This is a genomic window from Halobaculum saliterrae, from assembly GCF_009831625.1.
GTDB classification, from domain to species: domain Archaea; phylum Halobacteriota; class Halobacteria; order Halobacteriales; family Haloferacaceae; genus Halobaculum; species Halobaculum saliterrae.
Window position 1 is genome coordinate 35777 of record NZ_WUUS01000008.1, and the last position, 15640, is coordinate 51416.

At 70.2% G+C, this 15640-nt stretch carries 20 protein-coding genes and 2 tRNA genes; 8 read left to right on the forward strand and 14 right to left on the reverse strand.

Annotated features, from left to right (window positions below; genetic code table 11):
• Positions 1-57 precede the first annotated feature (57 nt).
• Complete coding sequence (locus tag GRX01_RS12920) at positions 58-654, forward strand: uracil-DNA glycosylase (protein WP_233741038.1); 597 nt, start codon at positions 58-60, stop codon at positions 652-654.
• A gap of 26 nt (positions 655-680) precedes the next feature.
• On the opposite strand, the gene GRX01_RS12925 is transcribed toward GRX01_RS12920, so the two are convergent.
• A complete protein-coding gene (locus GRX01_RS12925) occupies positions 681-899 on the reverse strand; it encodes a hypothetical protein (protein WP_159668149.1) in 219 nt (72 codons plus the stop codon).
• Positions 900-958: 59 nt separating this feature from the next.
• Here GRX01_RS12925 and GRX01_RS12930 point away from each other — a divergent pair, with 59 nt between their 5' ends.
• Both GRX01_RS12930 and GRX01_RS12935 read left to right on the forward strand, forming a co-directional pair.
• On the forward strand, positions 959-1705 hold the full coding sequence (locus GRX01_RS12930; protein ID WP_159668152.1) for a hypothetical protein: 747 nt from the start codon (positions 959-961) through the stop codon (positions 1703-1705).
• Between the two features lie 89 nt (positions 1706-1794).
• Positions 1795-1876 (forward strand) — tRNA-Ser (locus GRX01_RS12935).
• 44 nt (positions 1877-1920) lie between these two features.
• Here GRX01_RS12935 and GRX01_RS12940 read toward each other — a convergent pair.
• Positions 1921-2352, reverse strand: coding sequence for a DUF3054 domain-containing protein (locus GRX01_RS12940; RefSeq protein ID WP_159668155.1), 432 nt, complete (start codon positions 2350-2352; stop codon positions 1921-1923).
• 24 nt (positions 2353-2376) lie between these two features.
• Complete coding sequence (locus GRX01_RS12945; RefSeq protein WP_159668158.1) at positions 2377-3063, reverse strand: class I SAM-dependent methyltransferase; 687 nt, start codon at positions 3061-3063, stop codon at positions 2377-2379.
• A gap of 71 nt (positions 3064-3134) precedes the next feature.
• On the opposite strand from GRX01_RS12945, the gene GRX01_RS12950 reads away from it, so the two are divergent.
• On the forward strand, positions 3135-3803 hold the full coding sequence (locus GRX01_RS12950) for a GNAT family N-acetyltransferase (protein WP_321168094.1): 669 nt from the start codon (positions 3135-3137) through the stop codon (positions 3801-3803).
• 34 nt (positions 3804-3837) lie between these two features.
• Here GRX01_RS12950 and GRX01_RS12955 read toward each other — a convergent pair whose 3' ends face one another.
• The 3 genes from GRX01_RS12955 to GRX01_RS12965 all read right to left on the reverse strand — a co-directional run bounded on the left by GRX01_RS12955 (position 3838) and on the right by GRX01_RS12965 (position 5954).
• Complete coding sequence (locus GRX01_RS12955) at positions 3838-4101, reverse strand: DUF2249 domain-containing protein (RefSeq protein WP_321168095.1); 264 nt, start codon at positions 4099-4101, stop codon at positions 3838-3840.
• Between the two features lie 69 nt (positions 4102-4170).
• The gene (locus tag GRX01_RS12960) at positions 4171-4671 is read right to left on the reverse strand and encodes a molybdopterin-dependent oxidoreductase (protein WP_159668161.1); all 501 of its coding nucleotides are present in this window, start codon (positions 4669-4671) and stop codon (positions 4171-4173) included.
• A 95-nt stretch (positions 4672-4766) separates the two neighbouring features.
• The gene (locus GRX01_RS12965) at positions 4767-5954 is read right to left on the reverse strand and encodes a hypothetical protein (RefSeq protein ID WP_159668164.1); all 1188 of its coding nucleotides are present in this window, start codon (positions 5952-5954) and stop codon (positions 4767-4769) included.
• Between the two features lie 182 nt (positions 5955-6136).
• Here GRX01_RS12965 and GRX01_RS12970 point away from each other — a divergent pair, with 182 nt between their 5' ends.
• On the forward strand, positions 6137-7507 hold the full coding sequence (locus GRX01_RS12970; protein ID WP_159668167.1) for a hypothetical protein: 1371 nt from the start codon (positions 6137-6139) through the stop codon (positions 7505-7507).
• Between the two features lie 125 nt (positions 7508-7632).
• Here the strand turns inward: GRX01_RS12970 and GRX01_RS12975 are convergent, their stop codons facing one another.
• Both GRX01_RS12975 and GRX01_RS12980 read right to left on the reverse strand, forming a co-directional pair.
• Positions 7633-8223 carry a hypothetical protein gene (locus tag GRX01_RS12975; RefSeq protein ID WP_159668170.1) on the reverse strand — a complete coding sequence of 197 codons (591 nt, stop codon included), beginning with the start codon at positions 8221-8223 and terminating at the stop codon, positions 7633-7635.
• Between the two features lie 108 nt (positions 8224-8331).
• Positions 8332-8646, reverse strand: coding sequence for a CGCGG family putative rSAM-modified RiPP protein (locus tag GRX01_RS12980; RefSeq protein WP_159668173.1), 315 nt, complete (start codon positions 8644-8646; stop codon positions 8332-8334).
• A gap of 92 nt (positions 8647-8738) precedes the next feature.
• On the opposite strand from GRX01_RS12980, the gene GRX01_RS12985 reads away from it, so the two are divergent.
• The gene (locus tag GRX01_RS12985) at positions 8739-9158 is read left to right on the forward strand and encodes an SRPBCC family protein (RefSeq protein ID WP_159668176.1); all 420 of its coding nucleotides are present in this window, start codon (positions 8739-8741) and stop codon (positions 9156-9158) included.
• Positions 9159-9243: 85 nt separating this feature from the next.
• On the opposite strand, the gene GRX01_RS12990 is transcribed toward GRX01_RS12985, so the two are convergent.
• From GRX01_RS12990 to GRX01_RS13005, 4 genes are all read right to left on the reverse strand, one after another.
• Entirely contained in the window at positions 9244-9549 is a 306-nt protein-coding gene (locus GRX01_RS12990) for a cupin domain-containing protein (protein WP_159668179.1), read from the reverse strand.
• Positions 9546-9932 (reverse strand): cupin domain-containing protein, encoded by a 387-nt coding sequence (locus GRX01_RS12995; protein WP_321168096.1) that lies wholly within the window; start codon positions 9930-9932, stop codon positions 9546-9548. The genes GRX01_RS12990 and GRX01_RS12995 overlap by 4 nt, the downstream gene beginning before the upstream one ends.
• Before the next feature lie 190 nt (positions 9933-10122).
• Positions 10123-10647, reverse strand: a complete 525-nt coding sequence (locus GRX01_RS13000; protein ID WP_233741030.1) for a metal-dependent transcriptional regulator — start codon at positions 10645-10647, stop codon at positions 10123-10125.
• Between the two features lie 81 nt (positions 10648-10728).
• Positions 10729-11775 carry a DUF2249 domain-containing protein gene (locus tag GRX01_RS13005; RefSeq protein WP_159668182.1) on the reverse strand — a complete coding sequence of 349 codons (1047 nt, stop codon included), beginning with the start codon at positions 11773-11775 and terminating at the stop codon, positions 10729-10731.
• A gap of 174 nt (positions 11776-11949) precedes the next feature.
• Here GRX01_RS13005 and fen point away from each other — a divergent pair, with 174 nt between their 5' ends.
• Both fen and GRX01_RS13015 read left to right on the forward strand, forming a co-directional pair.
• On the forward strand, positions 11950-12927 hold the full coding sequence (gene fen / locus GRX01_RS13010) for a flap endonuclease-1 (protein WP_159668185.1): 978 nt from the start codon (positions 11950-11952) through the stop codon (positions 12925-12927).
• Positions 12928-13029: 102 nt separating this feature from the next.
• Positions 13030-13104, forward strand: a tRNA-Glu gene (locus GRX01_RS13015).
• 182 nt (positions 13105-13286) lie between these two features.
• Here the strand turns inward: GRX01_RS13015 and GRX01_RS13020 are convergent.
• Together GRX01_RS13020 and GRX01_RS13025 are read right to left on the reverse strand one after the other, a co-directional pair.
• The gene (locus GRX01_RS13020) at positions 13287-14081 is read right to left on the reverse strand and encodes an HpcH/HpaI aldolase family protein (protein WP_159668188.1); all 795 of its coding nucleotides are present in this window, start codon (positions 14079-14081) and stop codon (positions 13287-13289) included.
• 99 nt (positions 14082-14180) lie between these two features.
• Positions 14181-15635 (reverse strand): DASH family cryptochrome, encoded by a 1455-nt coding sequence (locus tag GRX01_RS13025; RefSeq protein WP_159668191.1) that lies wholly within the window; start codon positions 15633-15635, stop codon positions 14181-14183.
• Positions 15636-15640: the final 5 nt, after the last annotated feature.

A 15640-nucleotide genomic window follows, 5' to 3' on the forward strand; every position in this document is an offset into this window, starting at 1 on the left:
CCCGGACCGGACGAGGACGTAGTGCCGCACCAGGAGGAGCTGTCGAACCCCTACGGGATGGACACCGACTGCCAGCACTGTCCCGCGCTCGTCGACTGTCGCGAGCGCGTCGTCCACGGCTACGGCGACGCCGAGGCGGAGATCCTGTTCCTCGGGGAGGCTCCGACCGCGGGCGCCGAGCGGACCGGCGTCCCGTTCACCGGCGACGAGGCGGGCCGGCGGATCCAGCGCGTGCTCGGCGAACTCGGGCTGTCGCGGTCGCCGCCCGACGCCGACGAGCCGGACCTGCAGAACGTCTACACCACCTACCTCACTCGGTGTCGACATCCCGAGCGTCCGCCGACCGACGACGAGGAGCGCAACTGCGAGCCGTTCCTCAACGCCGAGGCGCGGATGATCAACCCCGAACTCATCGTCCCCGTCGGCCAGCGCGCGCTGGAGGCGCTGGCCATCGAGTACACCACCCGCGCGCCCGACTCCTTCGACGCCGACGCCGAACACGCGACGACCGTGCGCGGCCGAGGGTTCGAACTCCTCCCGATGAAGGGTCTCGACGTCCTCACCGACGCCGACGCGGACCGGTTCGTCGAGCACGTCCGGGAGAACGTCTTCTCGCGCGACTACCGCCAGACGAAGGGTCGGCGGAGTCGCTGACGGCCGCCGGTCGCTCCCTCACTGACTCACCAGTACGGCGTCTCCCACCGAGCGCGGGCGGTCCCGCGTCCCCACGCGACGGCCGCGAGGGTGGCGACGACGAGCAGTCCGGCGGTCGCGAGCAGGCCGACCGTCGGAACGTCGCGCACCGCGCCCCCAGTCGCGAGCAGGAACGCGACGGCGGCGGCGGCCGTGAGAACCGACAGCAGCGACCCCATACGGACCAACGACGCGGTGAACTCCATGTCCCGCCTGCGTCGGGGCGTGTGATAACCCCTTTGCCCGTGCCGCGCCATGCCCGGGTATGACCGTCGTCGCCGTCCTCGCGGATCCGCCACGCCCCGGACTCGCCCTGCCCGACCTCGCCGAGACGACGCCGCTGTCGGGCGCGGACGCGGCCGAGTTGTACGCCGCGGTCCTGAAGGACACGTTCCGCGCCGTCGAGCGCTCCGGCGGCGACCTGCTCGTCAACTTCCGTCCCGACGACCTGCTTCCGGACGAACACGTCACCGACACCGCCAGCGAGGCGCAGTTGCGCGCCCTCGCGGGCGAGGCGCTCGACGACGTGACCGACGCGCGATTCGAGCGGCAGGTCGGCTCGACCCTCTCGGCGCGGGCGGGCAACACGGCCACGCACCTGCTGCGCGAGGAGGGCGTCGACTCCGTCGCCCTCACCCGGGGGACCGCGCCGCTGCTCACCCGCACCGTGATCGACTCGGCGGCGATGAAGCTCCGCGGCAACCAGACCGTCCTCGGGCCGTCGACCCGCGGCCGGACGTACTACGCGGGCTTCACCGCCCCAGTCGACTACGAGGCCGCCCTCGAGGGGCCGGAGCTGGAGACGCTCGTCGACCGCGCGAACGACGCCGGCCACCGCGTCGAGTTCCTCCCGATGCAGGTCGGCGTCGAGACGGCCGCGGACCTGCGCGACCTGCTGCCGGTGCTGTGGGGACGGATCGAGACGGAGCGCGTCGTCCCCGAACACACCGCGACGTTCGTCCACGAGCACGGCTTGCGCGTGCGCGACGGCGCGGTCGTCCTCGACGGCTGAGACGGGAGCGGTTCCGACACCGTCCCCGGATCGGTCGGACGGCCGGGGACCGTTAGCTCTTAGACGCCGACCGCGAAAGGTGACTCCGTGGTGGGGTGGCAGAGTGGCCTATTGCGTCTGCCTTGAAAGCAGATGGCGCAAGCCTCCTGGGTTCGAATCCCAGCCCCACCGAACTTCTCGACGGAAGCAGCGACGCGTGAGCGACTCGACCTCCCTCAGACGAACTGTCCGGCCACGTACCGCCACACGCCCAGCGACACCGAGCCGACGACGAACATCACGATCGCGAAGGTGATCGCGACGCCGCCCTCGACGACCGGCGTCGCGCGAATGACCAGCCCGACGGCCGCGGCGGGGATCCACGACCGGATCGCCAGCGGCACCGACGCCTTCGCCGACTCGGCGGCGCCCGCGGAGTACGCGCCGATCAGCGGCGCCGCGACGACCCAGCCGACGAGGAACGGCGCCGCCACGGTCAGGAGCGCGAGCGCGTCGCTCGCGCCCGTCGGGGGGAACGAAACGGTCCCGTGCTGGATCGTGCCGACGTAGATGAACGCGACGATGACGAGCAGGTCGCCGACCGCGAGCGGGAGCGCGGCCCTGTCGACCCGGTTCGCGAGGAACGAGTCCGTACCCGAGGATGCCATACGCGCCCGTTCGTGCCGTTCGGCTTAACGCCCGCGTTCCTCGGCCGTCGTCTTCGCGGGGGCGTCGTCGTTCGCGGCGTCGGCGTCGTTCCTCTCCGCATCGTCGTCGCTCGCGCGACGGGGAGCCGGTTCGGTCGGCTTCACTCCGACGACGGTGTAGCCGAAGCCCGGGTCGACGACGTGCCCGCGCAGGCCCGCGCTCTCGAGCATGTCGGCGAGCGTCTCGGCGTCGAGGAACCGCGAGTCCATGCCCGCGACCGACTCCAGCGTCGCCAACGCACGCCCGCGCCGGGTGGTCGGGTCGAACTCGCGGATCACGAGCACACCGCCGGGGGCCAGCGCGCGGGCGACCTCACCGATCGCGGCCTCCGGGTCGGGGAAGTGGTGAAGCGCGTCCGTGACGACGACGGCGTCGACGCCCCCGTCAGGAACCGGCAGCGACGCGGCGTCGGCACGAACGCCCGGGAGCCCCTCCTCGCCGGCGCGTCGAAGCATCCCCGCCGAGTAGTCGAACACGACCGGATCGAGACCGATCTCGCGGAGGCGCCGGCTGGCGCGTCCCGTCCCCCCGCCCAGATCGACGACGCGCTCGACCGGACGGTGCGCGAACGCCAGCCCGGCGCGCAGGTCCTCGGCGCCCGCGGGCGGCATGAACACGTCGTACAAGGGGGCGATGCGGTCGAAGAACCCCACGTCGCCGTGACCGAACATGTCGATCCTGACGCGCCCTCACGACAAAGCGGTGGCGCCGAACTGAAGCCCCGCCGGCGCCAACGACGCTCGTGGAGTTTCGACTGCTCGGCTGGCCCGCCGACGGCGTCGTCCTCCGGCTCGATCACCGCGAGTACGCCTACGCCGGGAAGTTCGTCATGTCGAGCACGGGGAAGGCCGTCGCCCTCGACCGCGACGGCATCGACGACGGACGCGACGGCGACGAGCGCGGCGGTCGCCCCGGCGACGAGAGCGACGACCGCCACGGGGAGGACGGAGCCGGCGAGTTCCGACTCCCCGAGGACCCGAAGCGCGAGTTCGTCGCGCCCGCGGGGGCCGTGGCGTTCAACGAGGACCGAACCGACCCCGGCGCGCTGTGGCTCCGGTACGTGACCGTCCGCGGCGACCGGCGCGGCGAGGGGATCGGCCCGCGGCTGTGCGCGTTCGTCGTCGGCCGCGCCGCCGAGCGCGGCTACGAGCGCGTCCGGATCGCCGTCAACAACGCCTACAGTTACGAGGCGCTGCACAAGGTCGGGTTCGCGTGGACCGGCCGCGGGACCGGGATCGCGGAGCTCGTTCTGGAGCGTCCGGCCGACCGGCCGGCCGTCGTCGACCCGGACGCCTACGGCGAGGGACTGGCGACGATCGCCGCCCGCGAGGACGTGGGCGACGACGAGCGGGCGTTCGCCCGGCGAAAGCGCGATCGGGGGCCGCCGACTGTCGAGGGGGCGTCCGGGTGAGGCGTTCCGCTGCGAGCGGGGGGGACTGAACCGGTCAGGGCGTCCAGATAACCGTCGTGACGACGTCGTCGCCCTCGACGGTCTCGTACTCGTATCCCCGGTCGCTCAGCTTCGGGTACAGGTGCCGGGGCGCCCGGTCGTTTCGCTGGACGAGGACCGTCCCCGCGTCGAGTTCGGCCAGCCGTTCGAGGGTGTTCTGGAGCGGCTGCGGCGGCGGGAGGTCCCGAGCGTCCAACGTCTCTCGCGGTCGGTCCGTCGGCGCGCCCGTCTCCGTGATCGGCGAGGTCTCTTCGGTCACGTCGAATCAATGGGGTCGCGGGAACCAGCGAGTTGCTCCGAACATGTTCGATCGCGGGCGCCGGACCGATCACTCGATCCGGGAGAGCGCGATCTCCTGTGCCGTGTCGTCCTCGGACGGTCGCTCCTCACGTATCTCGATCTCGGTCGCCCACTTGACGCTCTCCCAGCAGTCGCGACCGCCGTCGGTCGGGACGAGGCGGGCGGGTCCGCCGTGCTCGACGCCGAGGGGGTCGCCGTCGAGCTCGACGGCCAGCACCGACGCCGCGAGCCGATCGAGGGAGAACGCACAGGCGTACCCGTCGTCCATGGACCAGACCAGTCCGTACTCGGCCCCGTCGGCGAGGCCGGCGCGGTCGAGGAGGCGACGGACCCGGACGCCGCGCCATTCGAGCCCCTCGGCCACCCATCCCTCCTCGCAGGCGAAGTCGCCGACGAACGTCTCGGCCTCGAACGACGAGAGGTCCGACGCCGTCAGTTCCAGCGGGGTCCGGACGGCGCCGGTGACGCCGAGCCTCCAGTCGGTCGGATCGACCTCGTCGGGGACGTCGTGGGACGCGAGATCGGCCATCGTCCGATGGACGGTCACGGCGACCAAAGTCGTGTGTCCGAACGTGTGCGGGTCTATCGGACTCGGTCGTGTCGTCAACCCGTGAGACGGCCGAGTCACCGCGAGGCCACGGTACGCAGCGACCGAACGATGAGATAGCTGTACACGACAGCGCCCGCGAGGGCGAGCGCGTGCCCGACGGTCACCGCGACGTGGACACCGCCGAGCGTCCCCGCGACGATCCACACGAGCCCGCCACAGAGGGCGGCCACCCCCAGCCACGCGGAGGCGTCGTTCGCACCCCGGAACCGACCCGCGGTCGGCGGGAAGAACTGCATCGCGAAGCCGACGATCGTCACCCCGAGGAACCCGAGGAGCATGAGCTGTCGGTGTGCGACGATCCGCTCGGTGGCGATCCCCCCGAACGCGAACGAGAGCCCGATCACGACGCCGGTCACGCCGCAGGTCAGGCCCCCGAGGACGGCCGTGAGACCCACCGTCCGTCGCTCCGAGCGGACGAACGAGCGGGCGTACAGGCCCGCGAAGCCCACCACCGCCGTCGCCTCCGCGAGCGCCCCCACGACGAGGCTCAGGCCGCCGCCGAGTCCGTTCGCGAGGAGCGCCGGACCGAGCGCGCCGGCGGGGAGAACGACGCCGACGACCCGCCTCGGCGCCGGGACGCCGAGGAATCGCGGGGCGAGCCGGGCGCCGAGCGCGAGGAGAAGCAGCGTCGCTCCCCCGCCCGCCAGGAGGTGTGTGACGCGTGGCGCATACCCGTCCGTCAGCCCGGGGAGGGGAGTCGTCCCCGCGAGCAGCTCCCAGGTTCCGATCAGCACGTAGCCGAGCGAGACCAGCACGAAGGGGTTGGCGTACCGATCGACCCACCGGAACTCCCGCTTGCCCGCGGCGGTCCCCGTCTCCCCGCCCGTCAGGTTGTCGCGGACCGTCCACAGGATCGTCGCCAGAAACACCGCGACCCCCAGCGTCCATGCGGCGGCGCCCAGCGGTTCGAGGAGCCGTGGACCCTCGCGGATCGACGCCGCCGCCAGGGTCGCGGTTCCGAACCCGGTCAGGCCGAGGTGGACCGCGGGGGGCCACGTCGCGTCCAGAACCCGTTCGAAGTAGGAGGGTATCAGCAGGTACCCCATCCCGAACACCGTGTGAAACACGAACCCGAGCAGGGCCACCGTGACCTCGGCCCGTACCGGGACGCCCACGAGCGCTCCGACCCGCCACGAGAGGAGGTACCCCGCACTGACGAGGAGGAAGCGGCGAGGCCATCGACCGCCGCCGCCCGTCACCATGCGGACCGAACCGACGTGGACGGACGGTCAGGTGTCGCCCGGAACGGCCCGGTTTCGGGTCGGGAGTTCGTCGTCGTTCCTGTCCGTCGCATCCGGTCGGACCCTGTGGCGCCGTCGGCGAAGCCGTTCGGGCGAACACGTTCGGAGACACCGGCAGGGGTCCCGGGACCGTACGATCGTCCATGGCCGCAGTTCCGGGAGACGTCGACACGGATCACCAGCCGCCGATGACGGTTCCGCTGCGACACTTCGTCGTCGGGCTCGGACTGTTCCTCGTCGGGCTCCTCGTCGCGCTCGGCGTCGCGCTCGACGCCGCCGGCGGGTACGCGATCCTCTCCCACGTCCACCTGTTGCTGGCCGGCTGGGTCTGCCTCACGATAATGGGCGCGATGACGCAGTTCGTCCCCGTCTGGTCCGGCACGGACCTCCACTCGCGACGACTGGCGTCCGTGCAGCTGTGGCTGGTCACGGTCGGGCTGGTCGGATTCGCGGGAAGCCTCCTCGCCGGCCGCGTGGCGTTGGTTCCGGCCTTCGGGGGCGCGATGCTGCTCGGCTTCTGGACGTTCGTGTACAACATCGCGCGAACGCTCGCAGCCCTCCCCTCCTACGACGTGACCGAGCGGCACTTCGGCATCGCGCTCGGGTTCTTCGTGCTCGTGAGCACGCTCGGGGTTCTGCTGGCCGTGGACTTCGTCCGTCCCCTCCTCGCGGGCTCGCCGGTGAGCCGGGCGAACGTGCTCGGTGCCCACGCGACGGTGGCCGTCTTCGGGGCGGTCCTCACGACAGTGCTGGGGGCGCTGTACCAGCTCGCGACGATGTTCACGCAGACGGAGCTCCACGGGATCGACGTGCAGCTCCGGCGCGTGGAGGAAGTGGCCTACCCGACGGGCGTCGTCCTTCTCGCGCTCGGTCGGCTGCTCGGCGTGGCGACGCTCGCACGGATCGGCGGACTGCTCGTGGTCGGCTCGCTGCTGGGCTTCGCGGTGATCCTCGCGCGACGGCTCCACGAGACGCGAGTCGAACGGACGCCGATGCTCTCGCGGTACGCGGTCGTCGTTCCCGCGCTCGTGCTGTGGGGGGTCCTCACGCTCCCGGCTTGGCTCGCGGATCCGCTCTCGGCGTCCGCCGTGTTCGGCGCCCCCGGAACCGCCCATCTCCTCGTGTTGGGCGTGATCGGCTTCGTCGTTCTCGGGACGCTGTACCACGTCGTGCCGTTCATCGTCTGGGTCCACCGGTACAGCGACCTGCTGGGATACGAGGCCGTCCCGATGATAGACGACCTCTACGACGACCGGATCGCGACCCTCGACTTCGCCCTGCTGACCGTGGGAACAACGGTGCTCGTCGCCGCGGACCTGCTCGGGCTTCCCGGGGCCGCGGCCGCCGCCGGCGGCGGGCTCGTGTTCGTCGGGGCGCTCTGCTTCGTCGCCAACGTCCTCCAGGTGATCAGGGATCACAGTCCCCATTCACTTCCGGGAGTCCTCTTCGAGACGCTTCAGACGAACTCGACCCCGGGACACGACGACGGCGTCGGCCCCGTCGAACCGAAGTAGATCGGAGGGTTCACAGCCGGCGTTCCCCGCGGACAGGAGCCGGGTCGGGATCCGGGCGTCGATCGTGGAGTTCGAGCCCGTATCCGAACGTCGCGCGGGACCCCGGACAGCGATCCGAGCCTCGATCAGAAGGGCGCGTTCGGACCGTCGCTGCTCGTCCGGTCCGCCCCCGCCGTGCGTCCCATGCCGGGAGAACGCATCTCCTCGTCGTCGACGTGGCCGATCTCGCCGGTCGATCGGTACTCCTCCTCCAGTTCCGCGAGCCGCTCGTTGATCGACTCGCTGTTCTGGTGCATCGGTGCGGCCCGAACGCGGACCAGATCGTACTCGTGTCGCTCCGAGAGGCCGTTCCACGCGCGGAAGGAGCCGACCGTCAGGGTGTTCGTCTGCGGGCAGAACTTCGTCGTCGGCGTGAACTCCGCCCGGAGGACGGCTGGGTCGTCCGCCTCCTCGGCGTACCGGTACCCCGCCGTCTTGTGCCGACTGTCGAGGTTCAGCCGGGCGAGGTTGTAGTCGAAGGTCATGTCGTACACCGTCCGCTCCTCGAACAGGTCGCGAGTCACCTCGTGAAAGTGCACGTGTTCCTCGTCGGTGAGGACCCGGTGGCCGTCGAGGAACGGACCCGGCGTCGGGACGTGCCCCGGGACGAACTCGTCGTACTCGTCGAAGAGGTCGCCGTCGTCGGCGTCGCCGAACGGTGAGGGGAATCCGGCCATGGACGCGTGTACGGTCCCGTCCGGCCTATGGGTGCCCCCGAACATGATCGCACGCGAGCGGAGGAACGGGCGTCGACGTGGCTCAGGCAGGGACCGACCCGCGGCCGTTCACTCGACGTACACTCTGGTCACGTGGCCGCCGCAGCCACACTGCTCGATGTACTCCCACTCGAGGTCGCCGTCGGTCCGGTCCTCGAGAGCCGCATAGAGGTACTCCGAGGGATGACCGTGGTCGCCGTGCGTGACGAGGTTGACGTGGTTCCCGGGTTCGGTGTGCTCGATCGCGTCGACCGCCTGCGAGAGAAGGAGCTCCCGGTCGGACGCGTGCTTCGGGTGTTCGAGGTTCGCCGACCAGGATGTGTCGTGCATCCGGTCGGTGATGGGGTCCGCCTCGGCGTGGTCGTGATCGTGGGAGGTACTCATCGGTACGTCAGTGTACGAACTCCCCCCGCAAAGCCCCGACGGCGAACATGTTCCCCAACACTGATACCGTGGTCCTCGCCCGACTCCGGGACATGCGAACAGTCACGGCGACACGGGAGCTGCCGGCCCCGCCCGACGCGGTTCGGGAGGCGATCCTCGACATCGAGCCGTTCACCCGCGCCGCGGGGTTCGACGAGGTTCGCGTCGACGGACGGCGGATCGAGGTCGCGAACGACGTCGGGATCACGGAGATCGCGCTGGAGCTGGAGGTCGTGGACGACGCCGACGCCGTCCTCGCCTACGAGCAACGCGAGGGGATCTTCGAGGAGATGCGGACGACGTACACGGCGGAGCCGACCGACGCCGGAACACGGGTCCGCGCGAGGACCGAGTTCGCGCTCGACGTGCCGGTCGTCGGCGAGGTGCTCGACGCCACCGTCATCACGCGACAACGGCGGGCCGAGTTGAACGCGCAGTTCGATCACCTCGAATCCGTCACCGGATCGGCGTAGGCCGACCGGATGGGTCGCCCGGACGGATCGACCCGGTGGGTCGCCGGGGCGGAACTTCCCGCCAACGCGGAGTCAGGACCCCTGTCTACTCCGTCGACCGAGGCGCGAGAACGATCAGCGCGACGCTGTCCTCCAGCGCGCGCGGCGATATCTCCCGCTCGCCCTCGAACCGGGCGATGTCACCGGCCGCCACCTCGTGGGTTTCCTCGTCGAGCTGGAGTTCGATCGCGCCCTCGATGAGGTAGAACACGATGTCCCGGCCCGGATGCGTGTGCGACGGGACCGACTCCCCCTCCGCGAGCGTGAGCCTGATCGTCTTCGGCTCGTCGTCCGGGAAAGCGTTCGCGTGCGGTTCACCCTCCAGGTCGGCGAGCGCGCGGACGGTCGTCATTCGGCGCCCCCACGCGGGTCGAACTCGCCCCGCCGCAACCCGGCGCGCACCGGTTCGTGTTCGGCGTCGGTCGGCGGCGGCGCGGTGACGAGCAGCGCCTCCAGCCTGTCGTCCTCGTCCGCTTTGATCCCACGATCGGTGTCCGATTCGACCACGACCACGTCGCCCGGCTCGACGCGGCGGTCCGTCTCGCCGTCCCTGACGACCCCGGTCCCCGAGCGGACGGAGATCACCACGTCGCTCGACGGGGCGTGGACCGGAATGAACTGTCCCGGCTCGAAGTAGCCGCAGACGACCTTCATCCGGTCGCTGCGGAACGCCTCGACGGCCGAGAACTGGTCGCCGTCGTACTCGCGCGCCTCGTCGAACTCGACCGCGGTCACGCGGATCCCTCCATGGGGGAGCCTGCTCGGTCGCCAGCCGACGCGGCGGAATCGGGCTCGAAGCCGACGGCACTGTTCCGGATTGTTTTAGGTACACCTAAATCCATGCGATCGATGCTTCACCGGCTACCACAAAGAGCGTTCGTCCGAACACGTTCGCCGCGAAGGACGGCGTCCGTCGATCCGGCGGTCACGCCACACAGCCGCCGCTCGGTCCGTCGGCGGCCGGACACAGCGCGAGACAGGGTCCCTCGACGAGGTCGTGGAGGCGGGAGACGGCGTCCTCCGGCAGTTCGATCCCGATGTCGAGGGCCGAGCGCTCGTCGATCGCGGCGTTCACCGTGGACTCGAAGAAGCTCGCGACGACACAGGACCGACTGGCGACCTCGACGGCGAGGGTTCGACCCCGCTCGGTGAGACGCGCGCCGCGATACGGCTCGTGGTCGATCAGTCCCCTGTCGTCCAGCCTCGAGACCATCTCGGTGACGCTCGCCGGGGTCACGCCCAACTCGTCGGAGAGTTCTCCCGTGGACACTCGGGGATCGCCCGTCGCCGACCGAGCGAGGATCGCATGGAGGTATCGTGCCACGGACCGGTCGATCTCCGAGGCGGAGCGGGCGCCCGGAGCACACCCGTCTCCCGTGGGAACTGAGGCCATGCCGACGTGTCCCTCGGCCATCATCCAAAGTGTGGTCCCGAACTCCTTCGCACTCATCGGATAAACGGGGTCGTCACAGGGGCGAGATCGCCGCCTGCGCCGATCGCGCGTTCGCTGCGGTCTCCGGACGTCCGGCGATCAGAACGGCGCGCTGGGGACGTCGTCGTCGACGGCCGTGGCACCGTCCCCACTCTCCCTGCCGATGAGGACTCTGAACTCGCCGGGGTCCTTCGCGCGGTACTCCCAGTGGAACTCATCGCCCGCCTCGGCCTCGAACTGGTGATACAGCGGCTTGGGATCGTGGTCGTTGACCAGCACGAACCCCTCGCCGGTCTCCAGGTCCCCGTACGTGTCGAAAATCCGCTCGTGACGCTGTGCGGGCGGGAGTTCGCGCACGTCGAGTTCCTCCGCCACGGTCACCGACGCGTCCCCGGAGGACGCCGCTCGATCGTCGTCGGTGGAGCTGCCGGACTCCCCACCCTTCGTGACGTGTACCCGGCACCGCCCCGGCTCCGTCTCGATGACGGACCAGTCGAACGCCTCGCCGTAGCGCTGCTCGAACTCGCGACGGAGCGGCACGGGCTCGTGGGGCGCGACGATCTCCATCGTCTCCCCCTCGTCGATGTTGCCGTACCGATGGTGGATCGTCGGGTGGCGCTCCTGCTTCGGTATCTCCCGCACGTCGAACGACGCCGTGACGGCACCGTCCCCCGACTCCGTCTCCCCGGTCTTCCGGATCTCCACGCGCCACTCCCCCGGGTCACGCCTCGTGTACTCCCACTCGAAGCTCTCCCCGCGGGTCGACCGGAGCTCGTGATACAGCGGCTTGGGGTCGTGGTCGTTCACGAGTTCGAACCCCTGGCCGGGATCGAGTCGGTCGAACGTCCCCGTGAGCGCCTCGTGGCGTCGGCTCGGCGGCACGTCCCGCACGTCGAACTCTGTCAGCTCGTCCCCCTCGTGGGCCGCCGCCTTCGTCACCGCGTGTTCCACGACGCCGTCAACGTGGTGTTCGGTCGTCACGTCGAGGTCACGGCCCCGCGTGATACGGTAGCGCGTGAGGAGGACGGTCAGATCGCGTCCCGCCTCGACGGTGATCGTCTCGTCGGCGTCCGCCTCGTCGAGCGCGTCGAAGAGCCGGTCCCGGTCGGCCTCCTCGTCCTCGGAGCGGAGATCGAGCGTCGTCATCGATCGCACCGATGGTCCGGTACCCCATAGCGGCTGTCGCGAACAACTTCGCCCCCGAATCCGGCGGGAGGTGCGAGCGAGCGCGGGCGAGCGACCTCCTCGTCGCTGTGGGCCGGGGAGCGGCGGCCGCGTCGACTCGGGGGGTTCAAACGGCGGCGGGCCGTGGGACCGACGATGGGAAACGCGGACCTGCGTGACATCGCGCACATCGAGGACGTCGCCTTCGGGGACCTCTCCGGGGTGGTCGCGGTGGACGCGCACAACTGGCTGTACCGGTACCTCACGACGACGGTGAAGTTCACCGGCGATCACCGCTACACCACGGAGGACGGCGAGGAGGTCGCGAACCTCATCGGGATCGTGCAGGGGCTCCCGAAGTTCCTCGATAACGACCTCACCCCGGTGTTCGTGTTCGACGGCGGCGTCACCGACCTGAAGGACGACGAGGTGGCGAAGCGGCGCGCGGCGCGGGAGGACGCCGAGGAGCGACGGAAGGAGGCCGAGGAACGCGGCGATTCCGTCGAGGCGGCACGGCTGGAGGCGCGCACGCAGCGGCTCACCGACACGATCCACGAGACCTCCCGCGAGGTGCTGCGCCTGCTCGACGTGCCAGTCGTCGAGGCGCCCGCGGAGGGCGAGGCGCAGTGCGCGTACATGAACCGCGTCGGCGACGCCGACTTCTCGGGGAGCGAGGACTACGACACGATGCTGTTCGGCGGGCCCCGGACGCTCCGACAGCTCACCTCGAAGGGCGACCCGGAGGTGATGGACCTCGAGAAGACCCTCGCGGACCACGACATCACCCAGGAACAGCTCGTGGACGTGGCGATGCTGTGTGGCACGGACTTCAACGAGGGCGTGCGCGGGATCGGTCCGAAGACCGCCCTGAGGGCGGTGAAGGAGCACGGCGACCTGTTCGCGGTGCTCGATGCGCGCGACGCCGACATCGCCAACGCCGAACGGGTCCGCGAGTTCTTCCACTCGCCGCCGGTGACCGACGACTACGCGTTCGACACGACGATCACTCCGGACGTCGACGCCGCCCGCGCGTACGTCGTGGACGAGTGGGAGGTCGACCCACAGGAGGTGGAACGCGGCTTCGAGCGGATCGAGGAGGCGCTCACGCAGACCGGCCTCGACGACTGGACCTGAGCCGTCGCGGGCGGTCCGGCGAGCGGCCGTTCACCCGGCGGCCCGGCGGGTTCGGTTCGGATCCGATGGGATTAACATACCGCGCCGGGTAGCCATTATCGCGCTCGGTTGGTGTAGTCCGGCCAATCATGTTGGCCTTTCGAGCCGACGACCAGGGTTCAAATCCCTGACCGAGCATGGTTCTTGAAACGAAGTGGAGAGAACCACGCGCAGCGTCGGGATTCGAAGTAGAGAGCGGCGAGCGGAGCGAGCCGTTCGTGTGGTTCAAATCCCTGACCGAGCACTTCTCGCGCATCGTCACGTGTCGTGCGACGCCGCCCTCGGAGCGAGAGTGTCGTCGACCGTCGCCCGTCGTCGCGTCAGGGGCGCTCGCCGTCGTACGCGTCGAGCCAATCGCCCACCACTGACTGGATCGCTCCGGCGGTGCTTCCGAGATTGAGGATCTGATAGCCGTCGTCGACCTTCTCGTTCACGTCGTCCATGCCGAACCCGAGCCCGCCCACCGGCACGTCCGCATCCAGCGCCGCGGTGCGGACGCGGTCGACGGCCTCCCGGACCTCCGGGTGATCGAGCTCCCCGGGGTGGCCGAGCCCCACCGAGAGGTCGAGGGGGCCGATGAACACGAATCCCAGATCCGGGACGTCGAGGATCGACTCGATGTTCTCGACCGCCTCGACCGTCTCGACGGTGGTGCCGACGAGCGTCTCGCGGTCCTCCGCCTCGACGTACTCCTCCTTGAGCCCCCAGCGGCGCGCCCGCGGCGCGGCGAGGCCGCGGTCCCCCGGCTCGCCGTCGTAGCGGAATCGGGCGGACCTGACGGCGGTCTCCACCTCCGCGGCCGTCTCCACTCGCGGGAGGAACAGCGATCGGACGCCGAGGTCCAGCGCCTTCCGAACGAGCGTCGGTTCGCTGTCCGGGAGGCGCACGAGCGGCTCGATCCCGGTTCGCTCGGCCGCCCGCAGGAGGTGTTCGACGGTCGGGCCGTCCCACGGGTCGGGTCCGCCGTGTTCCATGTCGAGCCACACGAAGTCCAGCCCGAGCTCCCCGTACAGCTCGACCATCGAGGGGTCGTACGTCGAGTCGAGCACGCCCAGCGCGACGCCGCCGTCCTCGATCCGTGCGCGAAGGCCGTTTCGGGGCTCCGAGTTCGCCATGCGATCGGTTCGACGGCGTGTCGGAAAAGCGCCACGCGGATTCCAACTCGACGGATGTCCGCAGGTTCCGGGCCACACGAGCGACGCTCGGACGGGGGGCTACCGGAGCTTGCGGTAACTCTCCTCCAGATCGATCATCGGCTCGGGGTAGTCGATCCCCAACTGGACGCCGTGCTCCGCCTGCCGTTGCTCGCTCATCGTCCACGGCTCGTGGACCGTCCCGGGCGGGACATCCGACAGCTCCGGGATCCAGTGTTTCACGTACTCTCCGTCGCCGTCGTACTTCCTCGCCTGCTTGAGGATGTTGAAGTAGCGGTCCCTGCTGTCGTTGCCGACGCCGGCGATGTACGCCCAGTTGCCGTAGTTGGACGCCGGGTCGTAGTCGACCAACTGGGTCTCGAAGTAGGCGGCCCCGCGGCGCCAGTCGATCCGGAGGTTGTTCGCGAGGAACGACGCCGCGTTCTGCCGGGCACGGTTGCTCTGGTACCCGGTCGCGTTCAGCTCGCGCATCGCCGCGTCGACGAAGGGGACTCCGGTCTCGCCGTCCGCCCACCGGCGGAACCCCTCGTCGTCCTCGCGCCAGTGAACGTCGTCGCGGCCGCGGATGCCGCCGCGGCGGAAGAAGTCGCCGCCGTGTTTGGCGAACTGGAACTGGAAGAAGTCACGCCAGATCAGCTCGAACAGCAGCCAGTACGTGGAGTCGTTGGCGACGCGCTCGCGCTCGTACCGCTTCACCTCGCGGCGCACCCGCCGCGGCGATAGGCAGCCCTCGTTGAGCCACGGCGACAGCTTCGAGGAGAACCCCTGCCCGAGCAGTCCGTTTCGGGTCTCCTTGTACTCGCGGAGGCGGTCCTCCGCGAACAGATAGCGATCTAGCCGCTCGATCCCGGCCGACTCCCCGCCCTCGAACCGGAGCACGGCGCGGTCGTCGTGCTCGACCTCCTCGACCCCCAGATCCTCCGGCGTGGGGATCGATCCGGCGCCGATCGCTCCGACGGGTGCCGCCGGCAGGTCCGGTTCGGGGAGGGGCTCGCGAACGCTCGCGCGGTTCTCGACGGTCTTCCGGAAGCTCGTGTAGGTGTCGGAGATCTCGGTGTACTCGACCGGCAGGTCGTTGAGGTGATACAGCGTGTGCGTCCAGTGGCGCCGGGGCGTCACGTTCAGCCCGCGGAGCCGTTTGCGGACCGTGTTCTCGACGCCCATCTCCTCGGGGATCGGCAGCGTCCCGAAGTGTACCTCGTCGGCGTCGAGGACCTTCGCGACCGCCGGGACGACCCGTTCGGGCGTGTCGTGGCGGACGACGAGGTCCGAGTCCCGCTCTCGGAGCCGCTCGCGGAGGTCGGCGACCGACTCGCGACGGAAGCGGGCGCGGTGTGGGCCCGTCTTCTCGAAGCGGAAGGAGTCGTCGCCGCCGAACTCGCGTTCGCCGTACTCGCGCGGGTCGAACGCGTACACCGGGACCACCTCCTCGGCGTCGGCGGCCTCCAACAGCGCCTCGTTGTCGTGGACGCGGAGGTCGCGGCGGAACCAGACGACGGCGGTGTCAGCTGCCATCGGAT

Excerpts from the sequence above, each read along its gene's own strand:
- GRX01_RS12920 (WP_233741038.1), top strand. The coding sequence starts at position 58 with ATGGACACCGACTGCCAGCACTGTCCCGCGCTCGTCGACTGTCGCGAG.
- GRX01_RS12925 (WP_159668149.1), bottom strand. The coding sequence starts at position 899 with ATGGAGTTCACCGCGTCGTTGGTCCGTATGGGGTCGCTGCTGTCGGTT.
- GRX01_RS12930 (WP_159668152.1), top strand. The coding sequence starts at position 959 with ATGACCGTCGTCGCCGTCCTCGCGGATCCGCCACGCCCCGGACTCGCC.
- GRX01_RS12940 (WP_159668155.1), bottom strand. The coding sequence starts at position 2,352 with ATGGCATCCTCGGGTACGGACTCGTTCCTCGCGAACCGGGTCGACAGG.
- GRX01_RS12945 (WP_159668158.1), bottom strand. The coding sequence starts at position 3,063 with ATGTTCGGTCACGGCGACGTGGGGTTCTTCGACCGCATCGCCCCCTTG.
- GRX01_RS12960 (WP_159668161.1), bottom strand. The coding sequence starts at position 4,671 with ATGGCCGATCTCGCGTCCCACGACGTCCCCGACGAGGTCGATCCGACC.
- GRX01_RS12965 (WP_159668164.1), bottom strand. The coding sequence starts at position 5,954 with ATGGTGACGGGCGGCGGCGGTCGATGGCCTCGCCGCTTCCTCCTCGTC.
- GRX01_RS12970 (WP_159668167.1), top strand. The coding sequence starts at position 6,137 with ATGGCCGCAGTTCCGGGAGACGTCGACACGGATCACCAGCCGCCGATG.
- GRX01_RS12975 (WP_159668170.1), bottom strand. The coding sequence starts at position 8,223 with ATGGCCGGATTCCCCTCACCGTTCGGCGACGCCGACGACGGCGACCTC.
- GRX01_RS12980 (WP_159668173.1), bottom strand. The coding sequence starts at position 8,646 with ATGAGTACCTCCCACGATCACGACCACGCCGAGGCGGACCCCATCACC.
- GRX01_RS12985 (WP_159668176.1), top strand. The coding sequence starts at position 8,739 with ATGCGAACAGTCACGGCGACACGGGAGCTGCCGGCCCCGCCCGACGCG.
- GRX01_RS12990 (WP_159668179.1), bottom strand. The coding sequence starts at position 9,549 with ATGACGACCGTCCGCGCGCTCGCCGACCTGGAGGGTGAACCGCACGCG.
- GRX01_RS13000 (WP_233741030.1), bottom strand. The coding sequence starts at position 10,647 with ATGAGTGCGAAGGAGTTCGGGACCACACTTTGGATGATGGCCGAGGGA.
- GRX01_RS13005 (WP_159668182.1), bottom strand. The coding sequence starts at position 11,775 with ATGACGACGCTCGATCTCCGCTCCGAGGACGAGGAGGCCGACCGGGAC.
- fen (WP_159668185.1), top strand. The coding sequence starts at position 11,950 with ATGGGAAACGCGGACCTGCGTGACATCGCGCACATCGAGGACGTCGCC.
- GRX01_RS13020 (WP_159668188.1), bottom strand. The coding sequence starts at position 14,081 with ATGGCGAACTCGGAGCCCCGAAACGGCCTTCGCGCACGGATCGAGGAC.
- GRX01_RS13025 (WP_159668191.1), bottom strand. The coding sequence starts at position 15,635 with ATGGCAGCTGACACCGCCGTCGTCTGGTTCCGCCGCGACCTCCGCGTC.